At 35.7% G+C, this 17,290-nt stretch carries 13 protein-coding genes; 3 read left to right on the top strand and 10 right to left on the bottom strand.

Annotated features, from left to right (window positions below; all coding sequences use genetic code 11):
- Nucleotides 1-84: 84 nt before the first annotated feature.
- A complete protein-coding gene (gene tatC / locus IWB64_RS00385; protein ID WP_155594325.1) occupies nt 85-939 on the bottom strand; it encodes a twin-arginine translocase subunit TatC in 855 nt (284 codons plus the stop codon).
- Nucleotides 939-1,904: a KpsF/GutQ family sugar-phosphate isomerase gene (locus tag IWB64_RS00380; RefSeq protein ID WP_194532149.1), complete on the bottom strand. Its 966-nt coding sequence runs from the start codon at nt 1,902-1,904 to the stop codon at nt 939-941. Before IWB64_RS00380 ends, tatC begins: the two co-directional genes overlap by 1 nt.
- A gap of 256 nt (nt 1,905-2,160) precedes the next feature.
- Here IWB64_RS00380 and IWB64_RS00375 point away from each other — a divergent pair, with 256 nt between their 5' ends.
- Nucleotides 2,161-4,371: a RecQ family ATP-dependent DNA helicase gene (locus tag IWB64_RS00375; protein WP_194532148.1), complete on the top strand. Its 2,211-nt coding sequence runs from the start codon at nt 2,161-2,163 to the stop codon at nt 4,369-4,371.
- A gap of 96 nt (nt 4,372-4,467) precedes the next feature.
- Here the strand turns inward: IWB64_RS00375 and IWB64_RS00370 are convergent, their stop codons facing one another.
- The 8 genes from IWB64_RS00370 to IWB64_RS00335 form a co-directional block, all read right to left on the bottom strand.
- Nucleotides 4,468-5,640: a fibronectin type III domain-containing protein gene (locus IWB64_RS00370; RefSeq protein WP_194532147.1), complete on the bottom strand. Its 1,173-nt coding sequence runs from the start codon at nt 5,638-5,640 to the stop codon at nt 4,468-4,470.
- Nucleotides 5,641-5,921: 281 nt separating this feature from the next.
- Nucleotides 5,922-6,974, bottom strand: coding sequence for a S66 peptidase family protein (locus IWB64_RS00365; protein WP_194532146.1), 1,053 nt, complete (start codon nt 6,972-6,974; stop codon nt 5,922-5,924).
- Nucleotides 6,975-7,062: 88 nt separating this feature from the next.
- On the bottom strand, nt 7,063-8,394 hold the full coding sequence (locus IWB64_RS00360; protein WP_226975769.1) for a carboxypeptidase-like regulatory domain-containing protein: 1,332 nt from the start codon (nt 8,392-8,394) through the stop codon (nt 7,063-7,065).
- Between the two features lie 215 nt (nt 8,395-8,609).
- Nucleotides 8,610-9,341, bottom strand: a complete 732-nt coding sequence (gene rluF, locus IWB64_RS00355; RefSeq protein WP_194532145.1) for a 23S rRNA pseudouridine(2604) synthase RluF — start codon at nt 9,339-9,341, stop codon at nt 8,610-8,612.
- 101 nt (nt 9,342-9,442) lie between these two features.
- Nucleotides 9,443-10,666 carry a DUF3999 family protein gene (locus tag IWB64_RS00350; RefSeq protein ID WP_194532144.1) on the bottom strand — a complete coding sequence of 408 codons (1,224 nt, stop codon included), beginning with the start codon at nt 10,664-10,666 and terminating at the stop codon, nt 9,443-9,445.
- On the bottom strand, nt 10,650-13,022 hold the full coding sequence (locus IWB64_RS00345; RefSeq protein ID WP_194532143.1) for a DUF2339 domain-containing protein: 2,373 nt from the start codon (nt 13,020-13,022) through the stop codon (nt 10,650-10,652). The genes IWB64_RS00350 and IWB64_RS00345 overlap by 17 nt, the downstream gene beginning before the upstream one ends.
- 199 nt (nt 13,023-13,221) lie before the next feature.
- A complete protein-coding gene (locus IWB64_RS00340) occupies nt 13,222-14,382 on the bottom strand; it encodes a serine hydrolase (RefSeq protein ID WP_194532142.1) in 1,161 nt (386 codons plus the stop codon).
- A gap of 38 nt (nt 14,383-14,420) precedes the next feature.
- Nucleotides 14,421-14,672: a hypothetical protein gene (locus IWB64_RS00335; protein WP_194532141.1), complete on the bottom strand. Its 252-nt coding sequence runs from the start codon at nt 14,670-14,672 to the stop codon at nt 14,421-14,423.
- A gap of 260 nt (nt 14,673-14,932) precedes the next feature.
- On the opposite strand from IWB64_RS00335, the gene IWB64_RS00330 reads away from it, so the two are divergent.
- Both IWB64_RS00330 and IWB64_RS00325 read left to right on the top strand, forming a co-directional pair.
- Nucleotides 14,933-15,823 carry a peptidyl-prolyl cis-trans isomerase gene (locus IWB64_RS00330; RefSeq protein ID WP_194532140.1) on the top strand — a complete coding sequence of 297 codons (891 nt, stop codon included), beginning with the start codon at nt 14,933-14,935 and terminating at the stop codon, nt 15,821-15,823.
- Nucleotides 15,807-17,288 carry a peptidylprolyl isomerase gene (locus tag IWB64_RS00325; RefSeq protein WP_226975768.1) on the top strand — a complete coding sequence of 494 codons (1,482 nt, stop codon included), beginning with the start codon at nt 15,807-15,809 and terminating at the stop codon, nt 17,286-17,288. The genes IWB64_RS00330 and IWB64_RS00325 overlap by 17 nt, the downstream gene beginning before the upstream one ends.
- Nucleotides 17,289-17,290 lie beyond the last annotated feature (2 nt).

Below are 17,290 nucleotides of genomic sequence, written 5' to 3'. Positions count from 1 at the left end.
GTTTCTTATTTTGGGGTTTGGAGGTCTTTAATTAGGGACGACCAAAAATTAAAGAAACGGCAAACTTTTGGAACAGCCTTGCGTTTACGATTTCTTTAACCCTTTTTCTCTTGCTTTCTTCTCGCGTTTGGCTTCTTTTTTAAGTACAATTTTTGAAATATAAATACTTACTTGATATAACACAAGCACGGGAACAGCTACAATAATCTGACTTGCAACATCCGGAGGGGTAATCACTGCAGAAAGAATCAAAACAACTACTAATGCAATTTTTCTATACTTCTTAAGTATTTCTGGTGTTACAACACCTACTTTGGTTAAGAAATAAATAATTATTGGTAGTTCAAACAGAACGCCACATGCTATTACTGCGGCCCTTACGGTGCTTATATATGAGTCAAGGTCAAATTCGTTTAATACAATCTCACTTACTTGGTATGTACCTAAGAAATTGATTGATAATGGAGCTACTACATAGTATCCAAAAAGGACGCCCATGAAAAAGAGAAAAGAAGCTATAAAAATGAAGCCTTTTGAATGTTTTCTTTCATTAGGATGAAGTCCAGGACTAATAAATTTCCAAAGTTCATAAAGAACATAAGGGAAGCCAACAATGAAACCTACCCAAATAGCGGTCCAAATATCGGCAGAAAACTGTCCGCCCATAGTTCTACTCTGTATTGTAAACGGAAGCTTTTCGGCACAAAATGCAGAGTCAAAACCTAAGGAAGTAGCTACATCGCAAAAGAATCTATAGGTAGGAAAATCCATTTTTGAGGGGCCGAAAATGACGGTGTCAAAAATAAAGCCGCTCATTACAAATGCTACAGTACCCAATATTACTACGGCTAAAACAGACCGTATTAAATGCCATCTTAGTTCTTCTAAGTGGTCTAAAAACGACATTTCGTCGGGAGTCTTCGTGTTTTGGTTTGCCATTATAATATGCCTTCGTTGATCAAGTTGTGCAAATGTACAACACCCATGTATTTTTTACCGTCTACACCCAATAATTGTGAGATGCCCTTTTCTTGCATGAGCTCTAGTGCTTCAATGGCCAAAACATCTACAGAAATAGTCTTGGGGTTCTTGCTCATGATATCTTTGGCGGTAAGGCCACTTATGTTATCGTACTTGTTCAACATACGACGAATATCGCCATCCGTTACGATGCCTACTATTTCATTACCATCAGTAACAGCGGTCACACCAAGCATTTTTTCCGATATCTCTACGATTACTTTTTTAACATCGGCATCTATATGTACTTGAGGTTTTTGATTTGTAGCAACAATGTCCGAAACTCTTAAGTATAAACGTTTTCCTAAAGATCCACCAGGGTGATATTTGGCAAAATCTTTACTACTGAACCCTTTTAGTTTTAATAGACATATGGCAAGTGCATCACCCATAACCAGTTGGGCGGTAGTACTGGTTGTAGGTGCCAAATTGTTTGGACATGCTTCTTTCTCAACATAGGTGTTCAATACAAAATCTGCTTCATTAGCCAAATAAGATTCTGTATTACCGGTCATGGCTATTAATTTGTTCGTTCCTCTTTTTATAAGCGGAATCAACATTTTAATTTCTGGAGTACTACCACTTTTTGAAATACAGATAACAACATCATTTTCTTGAATGGTTCCTAGGTCACCATGAATGGCATCACCAGCATGCATAAAAATAGAGGGAGTACCTGTTGAATTTAATGTTGCAACAATTTTTGAGGCAATAATGGCGCTTTTTCCTATACCAGAGACAATGACTCTGCCTTTAGATTCAAGAATACAGTTTACCGCATCTGAAAATTCTTCGTTTAATAAAGTGCCCAAGTTATGTATGGAAGCACTTTCTGATTCTATCGTTTTCTTGGCTACCGCAAGAATAGCTTTGCTATCTTTCAAACTATGAAAAGGGTTAAGATTCTGTTGTTGTTATGTGCTTGTAATCGACAAATAAGGTCGTTTTGAATAAAACTATTCAAAAACCCGAATAGTTTCTGAAACTTTGTTTTATATTTAAGATTACAAAATTACATAATCTTGACGTATAGCTAATTTAATACCCTTAAATATATTTTGACTAAATTAGAGTCCCCCGCAACGAAAAGTATGATGTTAAAAAAATTAAGATATAGTTACCTAAAGTTTTTTATGAGATATGGCAAAAGATAAAAATGTTTTGAAAAAAACTGATTTGCATGCCTCGTTAAAAAAATATTTCGGTTTTTCCGAATTTAAGGGTCTTCAAGAAGGTGTTGTAACCAGTCTATTGCAAGGCAACAACACGTTTGCGATTATGCCTACCGGTGGTGGTAAATCGCTTTGTTTTCAACTTCCCGCATTAATGAAAGAAGGCACCGCTATTGTGGTTTCGCCATTAATTGCATTAATGAAGAACCAGGTAGATGCAATTAGAGGTATATCTTCTGAATATGGTATCGCTCACGTGCTCAACTCCTCTTTAACAAAAACAGAAGTGAGACAGGTGAAGCAAGATATTACAGACGGTGTTACCAAACTCCTGTATGTTGCACCGGAATCATTGACTAAAGAAGAGTATATTGAGTTTCTTCATTCTGTAAAAATATCATTTGTAGCGGTAGATGAGGCACATTGTATTTCTGAATGGGGCCACGATTTTAGACCCGAATACAGAAATTTACGAAGTATAGTCAACAGGTTAGATGAAGATATTGCAATTATAGCACTTACAGCTACGGCTACTCCAAAAGTACAAGAAGATATTATTAAAAACTTGGGCATTACTGATGCTACAACGTTCAAAGCTTCTTTTAACAGGCCCAACCTTTTTTATGAGGTACGACCCAAAACAGCTAATGTAGATTCTGATATTATTCGTTTTGTTAAGAAAAATAACGGAAAATCGGGTATTATTTACTGTTTGAGCAGAAAACGGGTGGAAGAATTGGCACAAGTGCTTCAGGTAAATGGCGTTAGCGCTGTGCCTTATCATGCTGGTTTTGATGCAAAAACCCGCTCAAAATATCAAGATATGTTCTTGATGGAAGATGTAGATGTGGTTGTTGCCACCATTGCTTTTGGAATGGGAATAGACAAACCAGATGTTCGTTTTGTAATTCATCATGATATACCTAAAAGTATTGAGAGCTATTATCAGGAAACAGGTAGAGCAGGTAGAGATGACGGAGAAGGGCATTGTTTAGCATTTTATGCGTACAAGGATATAGAAAAGTTAGAAAAATTTATGTCTAACAAACCCGTTGCCGAACAAGAAATTGGCAATGCTTTGTTACAAGAGGTTGTTGCTTATGCAGAAACATCTATGTCTCGTAGAAAATTTATGCTCCATTACTTTGGAGAAGGTTTTGACGATGTCAACGGTCTTGGTGCAGATATGGATGACAACACCAGAAATCCAAAAGAAAAAGAAGAGGCCAAAGAAAATGTGATTAAGCTTATTAAGGTGGTGAAGGCTACCCATGAAAAGTTTAAGTCTAAAGAAGTTGTAAGAACGCTTCTTGGAAAAGTAAATGCATTGATAACATCTCATAAAACAGATGAAAAGCCTGAGTTTGGAATAGGATCAGATAAAGATAAAGAATATTGGATGGCCTTAATACGCCAGACATTGGTGGCAGGTTTCCTTAAAAAGGAAATAGAGCAATATGGCATATTGCGCGTAACGGATAAAGGGAATGCTTATTTGGAATCACCAGAATCTTTTATGATGACAATGGACCACACGTATACTAAAGAGGGTAACGATGCCATTGTAAGTGCAGCAAAATCGGGTATTTCCGATGAGAAGTTGTTAAAGCAATTAAAAGACCTTCGTAAAAGCCAAGCGAATAAACTTGGTGTACCCCCGTTTGTAGTTTTTCAAGATCCTTCTTTAGAGGATATGGCAATGAAATACCCCGTTACCCAAGAAGAACTTACTACCATTTATGGAGTAGGTGAGGGTAAGGCAAAAAAGTACGGTAAGCCGTTTATATCATTTATAGCGAGTTATGTTGAGGAAAATGAAATCATTAGACCAGACGATCTTGTAGTAAAAAGTACGGGAGCAAAGTCAGCTCTTAAACTTTATATTATACAAAACGTTGATCGTAAACTTCCTTTGAGTGATATTGCATCGGCCAAGGGAATTGATATTCCACAGCTTATTAAAGAAATGGAACAGATTGTTTTTAGCGGAACAAGGCTAAACCTGGATTATTGGATTGATGAGGTGCTTGATGAAGACCAACAGGAAGAAATTCATGATTACTTCTTAGAAGCAGAAACTGATGATTTACAAGAGGCCATGAAGGAGTTTGATGGGGATTATGAAGACGAAGAACTGAGACTATACCGATTAAAATTTATTAGCGAAGTAGCGAATTAACTATATAAAAAAAAGACCTTCTTATAAGAAGGTCTTTTTAGTTTAAAACGATTAAGTTTAGTAAACGTTTAATATAATTGATATTGCAAAGGTTTATTAGAATTGAAATTCGAAAGTGTACACACCATCTACAATAACAAAGTCTACTACATCTTTATTTCCACGAACTAAGAAACTTCTATACATACGCGTACCATCAGGTTGCGTTATAAGTACAGTGGCTTCTATATCACCAAAAACATCGTCATTTCTTTCGATATTTAAAAAATAACTTCCGTCTGATTTCCCTTCTAATACAAAGGACTCTGAATCTTCATTAGTTGAGTAGAATCCAACACTTGCACTTGTTTGGCCTGTTTCTCCAAGATTTTTGAATAAAATGGCATTTATATCTGCATCTGGATTACTCCAAGTAATATCTACCCTAGGTCCATCTGGAGAGGCAGCTGGTAAATCTTCTTCTGCAGTTCCGGCAATAATATAAGTTGCTTCATCTTTCGTTTCATCTAACTCTGCACCTTCTACAGATGTGATTGTTACAGTGAAACTCTCATCATTTAGCTCAATCATTGCATCCGTTTTGATTTCCAATTTTATCTCTGTTTGAGTCTCTCCTTTTTCAATGGATAATGGAATCGGGGTTCTAAGACTATAATCATACTGGAAGGCGTCATTAGATTCAATCTTTATCTTAACGGTAATATCTGTTGGCGCCGCAATGGGCTCACCATTATCATCTGTTAATTTAACTGGTATAGTCAAAGTGCCATAGTCCTCTTCTAATGTTGGAGTGTCCGTGGCTATGTTTGCTTCTCCTAAAGAAACATTAAGTCCTGCGGCCATTTCTTCCTCTTTGGTCGTAATGTTGGTGGTAACTTCTGAAGTTAGGCCTTCATCATCACTAGCTACTATTTTTATATCGTAGGATGTGTTTGGGGCTAGTTCCGTTAAGGTGAATTCTGATACCTGAATATCTGTAACGATTTCTTCTTCATCAATAAATAATGTGTAGGAGACGACTTTTTCTTCTGGGTCTGTAGCATCGCTCCAATCTAGTTCTATTGAGGTGGTTTCAGCATCTGATGAAGAAATCTCAAATGTACTTGGAGGTGCATTTTCCGATTCCATTTCTTCTTCTTGTTCTTCTTGTTGTTCTTCTTGTTGTTCTTCTTGTTGGGATTCTAAGTCTGATACTTCAACATCGTCACTTGAACACGATTGGGTAAGGACTAGACTTAACATAGCGAGGGTTAATACATTTTTTTTCATGGATTTGTTTTAAAATTAAGAGGTTAATAGACAAATTCAATTTTTAAGGTTGTTTCCTTTTATTAACAGATGTATCAACGGAAAAGTAAGTTTTGAAGTATTTATTTTCGACGAACTACGATATAGTTTTATTGTAGAAAAGTGTAGTTATATGTTTTTTTTTGCACATATAATTACATATTTTATCTAAAAACTAATGTTTTGTAATGAAATATGTAGAATATTGCTAACTCTTTCTGGGAGTGAACAAGTATATATTGTTTGATTTTGTTCGAAGAATTTTATAAAACAGCCTTCTCAAGAAGCTGAAAGCTCATTTTTCTGGCATCCATTTTAGCTGAAATACCAATGGGAAATGTAAAATTATTTTCTACATGGCCAAAGCTCATGCCATATGCTGCGGGAATTCCTAGAGGTCTAATTCTATCAATGATTACTTCCTTTAGTGTAAAGGAAATAGGGTTTGTAGATTCGTTGCAACCAGCACAAACACCAAATAGAATACCAGCGGCCTTTTTGAAGGTTTTACCTTCTATCAACTGGGTTAGCATTCGGTCTATTCGGTAAGGAGCCTCCTCCACATCTTCTATGCATACAATAGCATCAGTAAAGTCAATTTCATGTGGCGTGCCAATTAAAGCATTAATTAGGGTTAGGCTACCTCCAACCACTTTTCCTGTAGCGATACCTATGGTAATGGTGTAGCGTTCATATTCTGGATTGGTAGTAAATTCGGGTTTTAGAATTTTATTATTTTGAATTTCTAGTTGCTCTGTTGGAAACATAATAACCTTTTCCAATTGCTTAATACTGTACGGATCGTTTAAAGTGCTACCAACTGGCCCGTGAAAGGTAATAAGTCCTGTTTCTTGGTGAATACCATTCAAAAGAGCAGTAATGTCACTAAAACCAATAAAGGTCTTAGGGTTTTCTTTGATGCATTCATAATCTATCATATGCATGATTCGGGTACATCCGTAGCCACCACGAGCGCAGAGGATGCCATCAATTTTTGGGTCAGCGAACATCTCATTAACGTCTTTTGCCCTTTCCTCATCTGTATTGCTCAGATACCCGTAATTAGCAATTAATCGGTCTGTATGATAGGGTTTGAATCCCATTGACTTTAAGGTCTTTTTAGCCTCTTCTAAAATGGAGGGTTGAATAGCGTAGCCGGGAGCTATAAGTCCAATGGTATCTCCTTTTTTTAACCTTTTAGGTTTTACTGTGGTAGGGTTAACGGAGAAGTTGTTGTTGGCTATTCCTAGATTAGGTAGTAATGTCGCTACCGTACTACCTAATGCTGCACCTATAAACTGTCTTCTGTTAGCCATACTTTTAATTTTAGAGTATGAATTTAAATAGAATCACAAAAAAAAACGGCCATTTGGCCGTTTTTGTAAACAATGTTTTTATTTTTTATTAAGGAATGGAGGTACCTCCATCAGAATTTGCCTTTCTCAACTGGCGTTGAATCTTTTTAATTGCAGATTCAATAGATTTTTCTGGTTCAATGATATTATACTGTCCCCAAAAATCAGGGTCTGAAAAACCAATGGCCTCGTCACTTAAAATAATAGAGGTCTTAATTCTATCCTTAGTCTTTGGAAATTCAGTGCTAAGATTCTTTTTCCAATCGGTAATAGCCATTTCGCAGGTCATGCTATAAACAGAGTTAAAAAGACGCTTGTCCCAATTCACTTTAAATTCCAAGAGCACATTGCTATAGGAGTAGTACCATTTACCATTTTTCTCACGATAATCTACTCTATAAGCAACATCGGTAGGCCATACCTGTGCGTTTCTCGGTTTTCTTCTAACGAATAATCTTGCCGCCAAATCTTTGTCTGTTATGTTAAGGCTATAAATGGCACTGGTAAGAATCTTATTCTTGGCATCTATATAAAGCTTGCCTTTGTACAATGGGTCTATAACTTGTGAATTTTGCTCAAAACTAATCACGTATATCAATTTGTCATTTACGCGTGTTGAGTGGTCAAATTTAAATATATAATGGTCTAGTGTTTCAGGCGAGAATATATACTCAGGATACTTCATGATATCTACAAAGAGTGCATTAAAAGGTCCTCCCTGCAGTTTTAAAGCTACTGTGTCTAGTTTGTCATAATCTGTACTTTTCCTTGCCTTGTATAACTTAACGCCATCTTTTTTAGGAGAAGTATACGGTGTTTTATAAATGTTTACAACAGCCTCTGAGAGCGATACGTTCTTTCTACGTTTTTTGATTGTTTCCCTATAGAAGGCAGTCATAAGAGTAGGGTCGTCAAAATAATTCTCGCCCTTTCTTTTAAGAACATCACGTACCAGGGCTTCTGCGTCTTTTGGTACTTCAATATTAACACCGGGAAGTTCGGTGATGGAAATATCCATCATAATTTTATTCTTCTCTTTATTGAGTTGTGTTAGTGATATGGTTTTTGTGCTATAGCCTAAAAAGGATACAACTACATTTGCGTTTACGGCATCTTTAGGAATTTTCAGAGAAAATTCACCTTCCGCATTCGTAATTGTACTTATGTTGGATTCTTCTATGGCAAGTGAAGCAAATACCAGAGGTTTTTTTGTTTTGGAATCTAGAACTTCACCTTTGTATAAGTTGAATTCTACTTCTTGTTGCATATTATCCTGAAAGAACGCTGAGGCATTTTGAGTGCCTGTAACCATGCCTAATAGCATTATAAAAAATGCCGTGACCATGAAGTTTTGAGTATTCTTTTTTTGCTTTTGTATCATGACGTTAGGTTTTAAGGGCATGTTTTTTGTCGTTCTCTCTAAGTTAGTGATTTTTAGCTAAATACGGATGCTCAAGCTAATTTATATTTTAATATATAAAGTAATGAAATAGGGTTCTTTAACGCTTAGAAAGAATATCGCTATTGCTTTTTGGTCTATATGATGCTTAGCTCTTTATGAAGGAGGGATGACTTTGGACGGAAATATACTAATTTCTAGAAATGTGTTTTTGACGAAGAAGATACAAGTCTATCTATTTCTTTTAGCTCAGCTTCGGTCAAGTCTCGCCACTTGCCAACGGGAACATCTAGTTTTATGTTCATAATGCGAATACGTTTTAGCCGCTGTACATTATAATCTAGATACTCGCACATGCGTCTAATTTGTCTATTTAGACCTTGCGTTAGTATAATCTTAAATTCGTACTTGCCAATTTGCTCAACCTTGCACTCCCGTGTAACGGTGTCTAGAATAGGAACACCTTTTTGCATGCGTTCTACAAAATCTGGGGTTATAGCTCTATCAACAGTAACCAAATATTCTTTTTCGTGGTGGTTACGGGCCCGTAGAATTTTGTTGACGATATCTCCGTCATTGGTGAGAAGAATGAGACCTTCACTGGGTTTATCTAATCTGCCAATAGGAAAAATACGTTTTGGGTAGTTGATGTATTCAATAATATTGTCTTTTTCAACTTTGGTATCTGTAGTGCAGACAATGCCAATAGGTTTGTTAAAAGCAAGGTAGACCGGTTTTTCTTTAGGTTCAGATATTAATTTACCATCAACATGAACTTCATCCCCTTCGGTAATTTTTGTGCCCATTTCTGGCACTGTACCGTTAATAGTTACACGGCCTTGGTCAATTAATTTGTCCGCAGCACGACGTGAACAATAGCCAACTTCACTTAGGTATTTATTAATTCGGGTCTGTTTGGGTTCTTGCACGCTTTTGTGTTTTAAGAATGCAAATTTACAGGATTCTAGATTGGTAAACTAACAAGAAGTATTTTAGGTTGATTAGTATTTCAATTCAACTTTTATTAAAATTATCTTTTGGCCATCATCCTTAGAGTAAACCATCCTAAAACCACGATAACGGCACCCATAACTAACCAAAGCCATACTTTGCTTTCAAAAAGTGGTTTTTTTAATGTCTTTTTGGGCTTAGTTATTTCTTGCACATTTCCCAAATCTATAGAAGATGCATCTTGGGGAACTGCAGACGTTATTTGCTGAATATCATATTTAGGAAGTCCAGCATTTTTATTACCGTAAACTAAAAAATAATCAGCAGGATTATCAAAGCGGACTAGTAGCTCATGCCTATACCCTTTTGCTATTGCCGATTCTATTTGTAAAGCTTGATTATCATTATTTTGAATAATGATTCTTAGTTTTTGTGCTAGGGTGCTGGCAAATTTAAAGCCTTTGGTATCTACAGATGATAAAGTGCCGCGATAAAGGTTATTGTAGGTATATTTAAGGCCTTTCTCCGTTGTAACGCTGTCCGATATATATTGAAGCGTCATAGGTCTGTAGTAATCAACCTTGTCAGAAATATTCAATTTTAAGAAGCTTAGTGGTAACCTTTGGTTTAAGTCAATATCCACCACTGTGGTCTTGCCTTTTTGCTTTATATTCATGAAGGTAGTAGGGTAGGTATTATATGAAGCACCTACAGAACCGTCCAAACTTATTTTTGCTTGTTTTAATTCTGGCTTTACTTTGCTTTTAATGAGCAAGCGGTAATACTTGTATCTAGATTGGGGTAAGTTTAGGGTGCTATACGTGTAGTTGGTTTGCTCGTTTTGTATGGAAAGAATACGATAATCATCTAGTATTTGAAACCACTCATTTTGTGTTTGACTTCCTTCAAGAACAATGTGCCAATTAAAATTGGTTTGATTGAATTTTAGGTCGATTTTATTTATGGGTTCCGTAGTGGGGACTTCATAAGTAAAGTAATAACCATCTTTGTTGGAAGCAGTATTCAATAGTTTAAATGCAATCTCTTTTTTACTGTTTTTTTCGGAAGCTACTTTTAAGATGTAAGGAGCTTCAAGAGTATCACTTTCTGTAAGACCATAAACGCGAATATCCGAAAGGTCGTCATTTGTATTATGGAATACCTGGTTAGGCAAGGTCACGGTATGCCATTGCCCGGAGATTCCTTTTAATTCTTGTTTATACTCATATGTAGAGAGTTGGCCAAAAGCTATAGTGCAAGAACACCATCCGAAGAAAATTAAAAGTTTAGTTTTCAGGTTCATCCGAAATAACATTTTTGTATTTATTGTAAAGAAATGAGATGATAAGTAATAGCACACCAAGCAAAACCAAAACAATGGTTTTTGAAATAGTATTTAGCGATGCAATGTCATATAAGAATAGTTTAGCAAGTGTGACACCAAATAATGAAATAGCACCAATGCGAAGGTATTTTCGTTGCTTGTAGATACCCAAGCCAATAAGGAATAGGGCATAAACACCCCAAAGTATGCTAAGACCTAATTTGTAAGATTGGTCAGAACCGGCAAGGTGCATCCAATTCAACAATTCACTGCTAAGAATCCATAAAATAGAAATATGTGTTATAATTTCAACTGGTGTCTTTAGGTTCACATTTATAAATGCTTGCTTGGAAAGTTTTATCAGTGTAATCAATAAAACTGCAAAAAAGGCAAATGAGGTGTAGCGTATACCAATGTTCATGATGCCAATTTCATAATATTCAGAAAGTGCACGGTCTATATAACTATCGCGAAGTTCACTTAAAATATACAACCCTGCAGTTAGAAAAAAGAAACTTACCGCTACGCCCATCACCAAGTTACTAATACCTAAAACTCTATTTTTAAGTTTTTTGATGTTAACAAAAGCCAATATGGTCAGGAATAAAAAGGTGTAATTGAAAAGCCAGATAGACCCAAAATCTTGAAGGTCATAGTTGTACTCTCCATAACTATAAGTGTCGCTCGGATTCAGATTTACTTCGGATTCAGAGAACAAGTTTTTCCAATACTGCTCAATTTCTAGGTAAAAGGCCATGTACGAAACAAACAGTAGGATAACCGGTATTACAAAAGACATTACAACAGGTATTTTAGAAGCAGGTTTTTCTCCTGAAGAAATTTTATGGTTATGATTTATCCAATTGATAAAGCCAAAAGCAGCTAAAAATAATGCAGAAGTTAAAAAATAGCTGTTAAAAATAGGGCTCAATTCGGTAGTGGAATAGTAACCTCCGTAACCCATTCCCCAGTCCTGGGTCAGACTTAAGAGTGCTAGTATCATCAGTGGGTATGAAAGGTATTCGTAAAAGGATACTCCTTTGGTACGACCAATAAAGAAAAGCAGTGCAGCCTGTAATGTCCACAACAAAGTAACCCAGTTGCCATCTAACTGTACTGGCGCAGCAATTGTGATAAATACAAGTACTAATCCAGAAACGAGATGAAAAAGGTTTCTGTCCGCTAGTTTTTTCTTGAATAGCATAATGCTAACGACAAAGTGAATTATAGCATTAACCAATGTGAAAGCACCCAGTAAGTCTTTACCGGTTTCATGGTTAGCTAAAAGGCTATACCCAAGACCATAGAAAATAAAAGAATTTAAAAGAAGAAACACAATATCGCTCTTCAAGAACTGTTCTTTTCTTATAAGTTTATAGGCCAAAATAGCAGTATAAAAAATAGCAAAGAATATAGTAAGATAAATAAAAGCCAGTGCAAAATGTTCTTTTGTTTCATAGGAGAAAAACATCCATGAACTGTAGATCAAATAAGTAAAGACAAATGCTGAATAGAAAAGGGGTTTCCAGTATTTTCTAAAGGAAATGACCAAAATACCCACATTAATAATTGCCATGTATGCAAATAATGTGGCTACATTTCCTGAGTTATTACTCAATAAAAATGGAACAGCATAAGCACCTACCAGACCAATGTGAGCAATAACCTGTTTGTTGTAATTCAATGCAGCAACAACTCCAAAAATTGTAAAAACAACCATCAAGGCAAAAGCCATTAATTGCGGGAACAGGTTATAGAAACTGTAGGCGGCAAAAGTGATGAAATAAAGAATGGCAAGGGCCCCGCTCACAAGAACGGCACTGTAATTTTCGTATTTGGCTTTTAGTTTTATTCCAAACCCCAAAAGGCCTAAACCTGATAAGTACCCTAAAATGATACGGGTAAGTGGACTAATCAATTCATTCTCAATAGAATATTTTGCACCTATGGCAACACCTATTACGGTAATGGCTATACCAATTTTATTGATGAGGTTTTCTCCAATAAATTTTTCAAGATTTGATTTACCTTTTGGTTTTTTAATTTTTTGTGGAGCGGCCGGTTGCCTTGCGGGAGCTTCAAAGGGAGTTTCAACCACTTCATGAGCTACCACTTGTTCAATTTCAACAGTTTCAACAACTTCCTTAATTTCTGGAATTTCAGAAACGGGTTCAGGTATTATTTTTTTTGATACAAGTTGGTCAGGTCGAAGTTTTTTTAGGTCTTCAATTTCCTGGTAAAGTATCATTAATTCCTTGGCGAATCCTTCTTGTTTACTGAGAAGTAGTTCAAGCTTTTGGTGAAGCTGATCAATTCTGTCTTGGTGGTCTGACATGATAAGATTACTTTTTTGTAAGCTCAATAGGCTGTTTTTAAGCTATAGAACTAGCTTACATAACGAAAAATGAGGTAATTTATTGACAGGAACCCAACATATATTCAAGAACAATTAAAGTAGGTGCGCTCTGCTTATAGTTAAGAAAACAGCACATCGTTGATCAGGCTAGCGGAAAAGGGGTAGTAAGTGCTGGAGGTTATTGTTTTCGCTTTAGCTCATAAGCATACAATTGCCTACCTAGTTCTGCTAAAAACGGTATGCCAACTTCGTCATATTCGTAGTTGTTATCATTAAAAATACCGTTGTTATTGACCAACAAAGTCGCGGTAATCATGAATTCTACGTTATTTTCTGTGTCTTTGATATAGGCGCAATCCGTTAAGGTGCCATAGGCAAACCCTACTTTATTATAAATTTTAATATTTTCTGGAATGTTCTCTTTTGTATCTCCGTAAATAAAAAATTTGCAATAACTGTCATTATATTCTTTAGGATCGTAGCCAATTTTTCTTGGAACGGTATACATAGCACTTAGCAGAAAATTACGTTGCTCTTCATTCATATTAAAACGTTCATTTTCTGCAAATGTCTCAGGAAAGATAATCCGCTTTAGAAGAGCGTCTTGGGTTTCAATAGGGTAGTAGTTTTTTAGACTAAAATCAAAAGCTTCTGTTATTAGGGAATCTTCTTCGTAGAATCCTTTCCCTTTTTTAATACTATTAAGTTCTAATGGTTCTGGATACGAATTTATTTTTTTTGATAACATACGAACAGTGCTATCATTCTCATAGATAATCAAGGGTTTCGTAGTTGCGTTGTCATCATCATTACCTAATCTTTGCCATATTCTTATAGGTGCAACTCCTGCTCGTCTTAAAACGGTGTTGATGGTATCTTGCCCTAAAAACTCAATTAATCTATTGTTTGCATCGTTATCGCTAACTGCAAATATCTGAGAAATAACTTCAGAAAAGGTAGTTTCAATAGAATCGCCCTCAACATAAAATCGGGTATTGAGACTTAGAGAATCCATTTGGTTCAAACGAGTAAGTGCTACAACTGCTGTTGGAAGTTTTGCGGTGCTAGCAGGATAAAAGTAATTATTTGAGTCTACCTGAAAATTATAATCAGTAAAACTAACTTCGTCACCTGTTCTATCTATTTGCGTATATCTTATTTGAACTTCATGTTGATCAAGGCTGTCCATCACCCTTTTTATTTGCGGGGTATTAGAAGTCAGTATACCATCTAACGGATCGCTAGTTTGGTGTTTTTCTTGTTTTTGCTCTTGTTTTTGAGGTGAGCAAGAAACAGATATTAGTAGACTTAAAGCTATAAAGAGACCTTTTTTAAACATGCGTTTTAATAAAATTTATAAATAAGGGAGATAGTCTTTTAGCTCTCTGCCGGTTCAACATAGACTTCTCCACGATGCGGTTTAAGGGCATCTCTAACTGGTATCATTTCTGCTTCATCAACCACCATAAAGGCTATGCTGTGCATATCATTATAATCCTGAGAACCAGTAATGTCAAGATTTGTTTTTTCAATTGCGATAAATTCTTTTAGGTGAATTACATGGTGTTCCGCAGTTTTTTGTGCGGCCGGACCCCTAAAATCCCAAATCAGTTTTAACTTTCTGCTCATAAAATAAGTGTTCTGTGTTCTAAATATTTATTAAAGCGATTCCAATTTAGGTTTTTAGCTCTGATTCTAAACCAAGTTTTCGACGAAATTGAAATAACCACTGGGCAAAAGTAGTATCGTTTAAATAAAAACAAGCTTTCCAAGAAAGCAATTATAAAAACAAGCTCTAAAGTGTAGGTAATGGATTACAGGTAAAATTAAAAGTCTGTTAAGACCTAAGAGTCTATTGCCCACCATAGTAGATTTGCTATTTTTGCCCCATGAAATTAAATATAATACCATTGCGCTATCTGGTTCGTTGTTCGGCTATTATGGGTTTTGTTACCCTTTTTGTTGGCTGTGGTTCTTTCTTAACAAAAGACGAACCTGGGTTTTTAGCCCGTGTTGGTGAGAATTATTTGTATCGCGATGATGTAGCTAAACTTTTGGCTAAAGGAATTTCAAAAGAAGATAGTGCTTCTTTTGTGACGAATTATATTAACAATTGGGCATCAAAACAATTATTGCTCGATAAGGCTAAAATTAATCTTCCGGAAGAAAAACTGGCGGAATATGACGAATTGGTAGCAGATTACCGCATTGACCTATATACAAGGGCTTATAAAGAAGCTTTGGTACAACAGGGAGGTGATACTGTAATCAGTAGTTCCCAGTTAAACGGTTTTTACGAAAGGGAGAAAGAAAATTTTAAGCTGAAAGAAAAAATCGTAAAACTTAGGTTTGTAGAGCTACCCAAACAATTCTTGAACCAAGATGCTGTCATAAGTAAATTGAAGCGTTTTAAGAAAAATGATATCGCATATTTAGATTCTATTGGGGTGCAGTTCAAGAAATTAAACTTCAATGACTCTATCTGGGTAAGCGCTACTAGAATTATACAAGAAATACCTCCATTAACCTTTGAAAATGCCAATAAACACCTAAAAAAATCACAATTTTTTGAGTTAGAGGATGCAAACGGGGTATATTTGGCAAAGGTTACCGATGTGCTTGATGTTAATGACGTCGCTCCACTGTCTTTTATTGAACCTACAATTAAACAGGTTCTGTTAAGTAGAAGAAAACTTGATTATTTACGAAAACTGGAAACAGAAATTATAGATGAGGCTATTAAAGAAAAAGAATTTGAAGTTTATGAGCAAGGTGAATAAGTTTGTTGCCATTCTAGGATGCTTTTTGATTACAGGAAGCATGTTTGCTCAAGAAACAGAAGAAGAAGTAACTGAAACAGAAGAGGTAATTGAAACTGTGGAAGAATCTGCAGAACCGTTATTAGAGGCAGAAGCAAGTATAGAAAAAGATTCAACCAAGCCTGCCGTAAATTTCAAGAAAATTAAGTTAGATGGTATTTCTGCCGTTGTAGGTGACTATGTTATTTTGGAATCGGATATTGAAAAAACTTTAATCGATTTAAAAAGTCAAGGTGTTTCTACTGCAGATGTTACGCGATGTGGACTTTTAGGTAAGTTAATGGAAGACCGTTTGTATGCCCACCAGGCCGTACAGGATAGTCTTTTAGTTTCAGATGATGAGATTGCCGCTACTACCGATCGTCAAATTCAATCTTTTGTGCAGCAGACCGGTTCTATGGAAAAGTTGTTGAAATTCTACAAAAAGGAAGATGAAGCTAGTCTTCGTGAAGACATCAATAAAATTAACAAATTACGCATGCTTTCTGAGAAAATGCAGTCTAGTATTGTTGAGAAAATAGAAATTACCCCAGAAGAAGTTCGTCAGTTTTTTAGTAAGATTCCAGAAGATGAACGCCCTGTTTTTGGTGCGGAAATGGAAATCGCACAAATCGTAAAGTCTCCAAAGCCAACAGAAAAAGAGGTTGAGGAAGTTCTAGGTAAGTTGAACAAGATAAAATCTGATGTTGAAGATAATGATGCAAGTTTTAGTGTAAAAGCTATTTTATATTCTGAGGATCCAGGTTCAAAATCAAAAGGTGGTTTTTATAGTATAACTAAAGAAACAGGGTTTGATAAAACCTTTAAGGATGTAGCTTTTAGTTTAGCAGAAGGAGAAGTTTCAGAACCTTTTGAAACTCAGTTTGGTTATCATATTATTTTCATCGAAAAAATAAGAGGTCAAGAATTAGATTTGCGTCATATTCTTATGCAACCTAAAATTTCTCAAACAGCTTTAGATGAAGTAAAGACTGAGTTGGATACGATTCGTAAGCATATTATGGAAGGTAAATATTCTTTTGCAGATGCAGCACGTAACTTCTCAGATGAAAAAGAAACCAAGTTTGATGGTGGTCTTTTGAGAAACCCTACCAATTTTGATTCTCGTTTTGAGTTAACAAAAATGGATCCGGCGCTTTACAACCAAGTACGTAGTCTTAAGGATGATGAAATTTCATATCCTTTATTAGAAGAAGATCCAAGAGGTGGAGGTCCCAAGTATAAAATATTAAAGGTTACTAATAGGTATGATGAGCATACAGCCGACTTTTCTAAGGATTATATCAAAATTCAGCAATTAGCTAAAACGGAAAAGCAGTACAATGCCATTAAAAAATGGATGGACGACCATATAGAAGATACCTATATTAGCGTGAACGAGGATAACAAAGACTGTGATTTTGCCAATAACTGGGTAAAAGATTAAGT

The organism is Zobellia nedashkovskayae, assembly GCF_015330125.1.
In the GTDB taxonomy this organism is placed as follows: Bacteria; Bacteroidota; Bacteroidia; order Flavobacteriales; family Flavobacteriaceae; genus Zobellia; species Zobellia nedashkovskayae.
The sequence above is the reverse complement of the archived record's forward strand: the minus strand, read 5'-3'. Positions and strand labels throughout refer to the sequence as shown.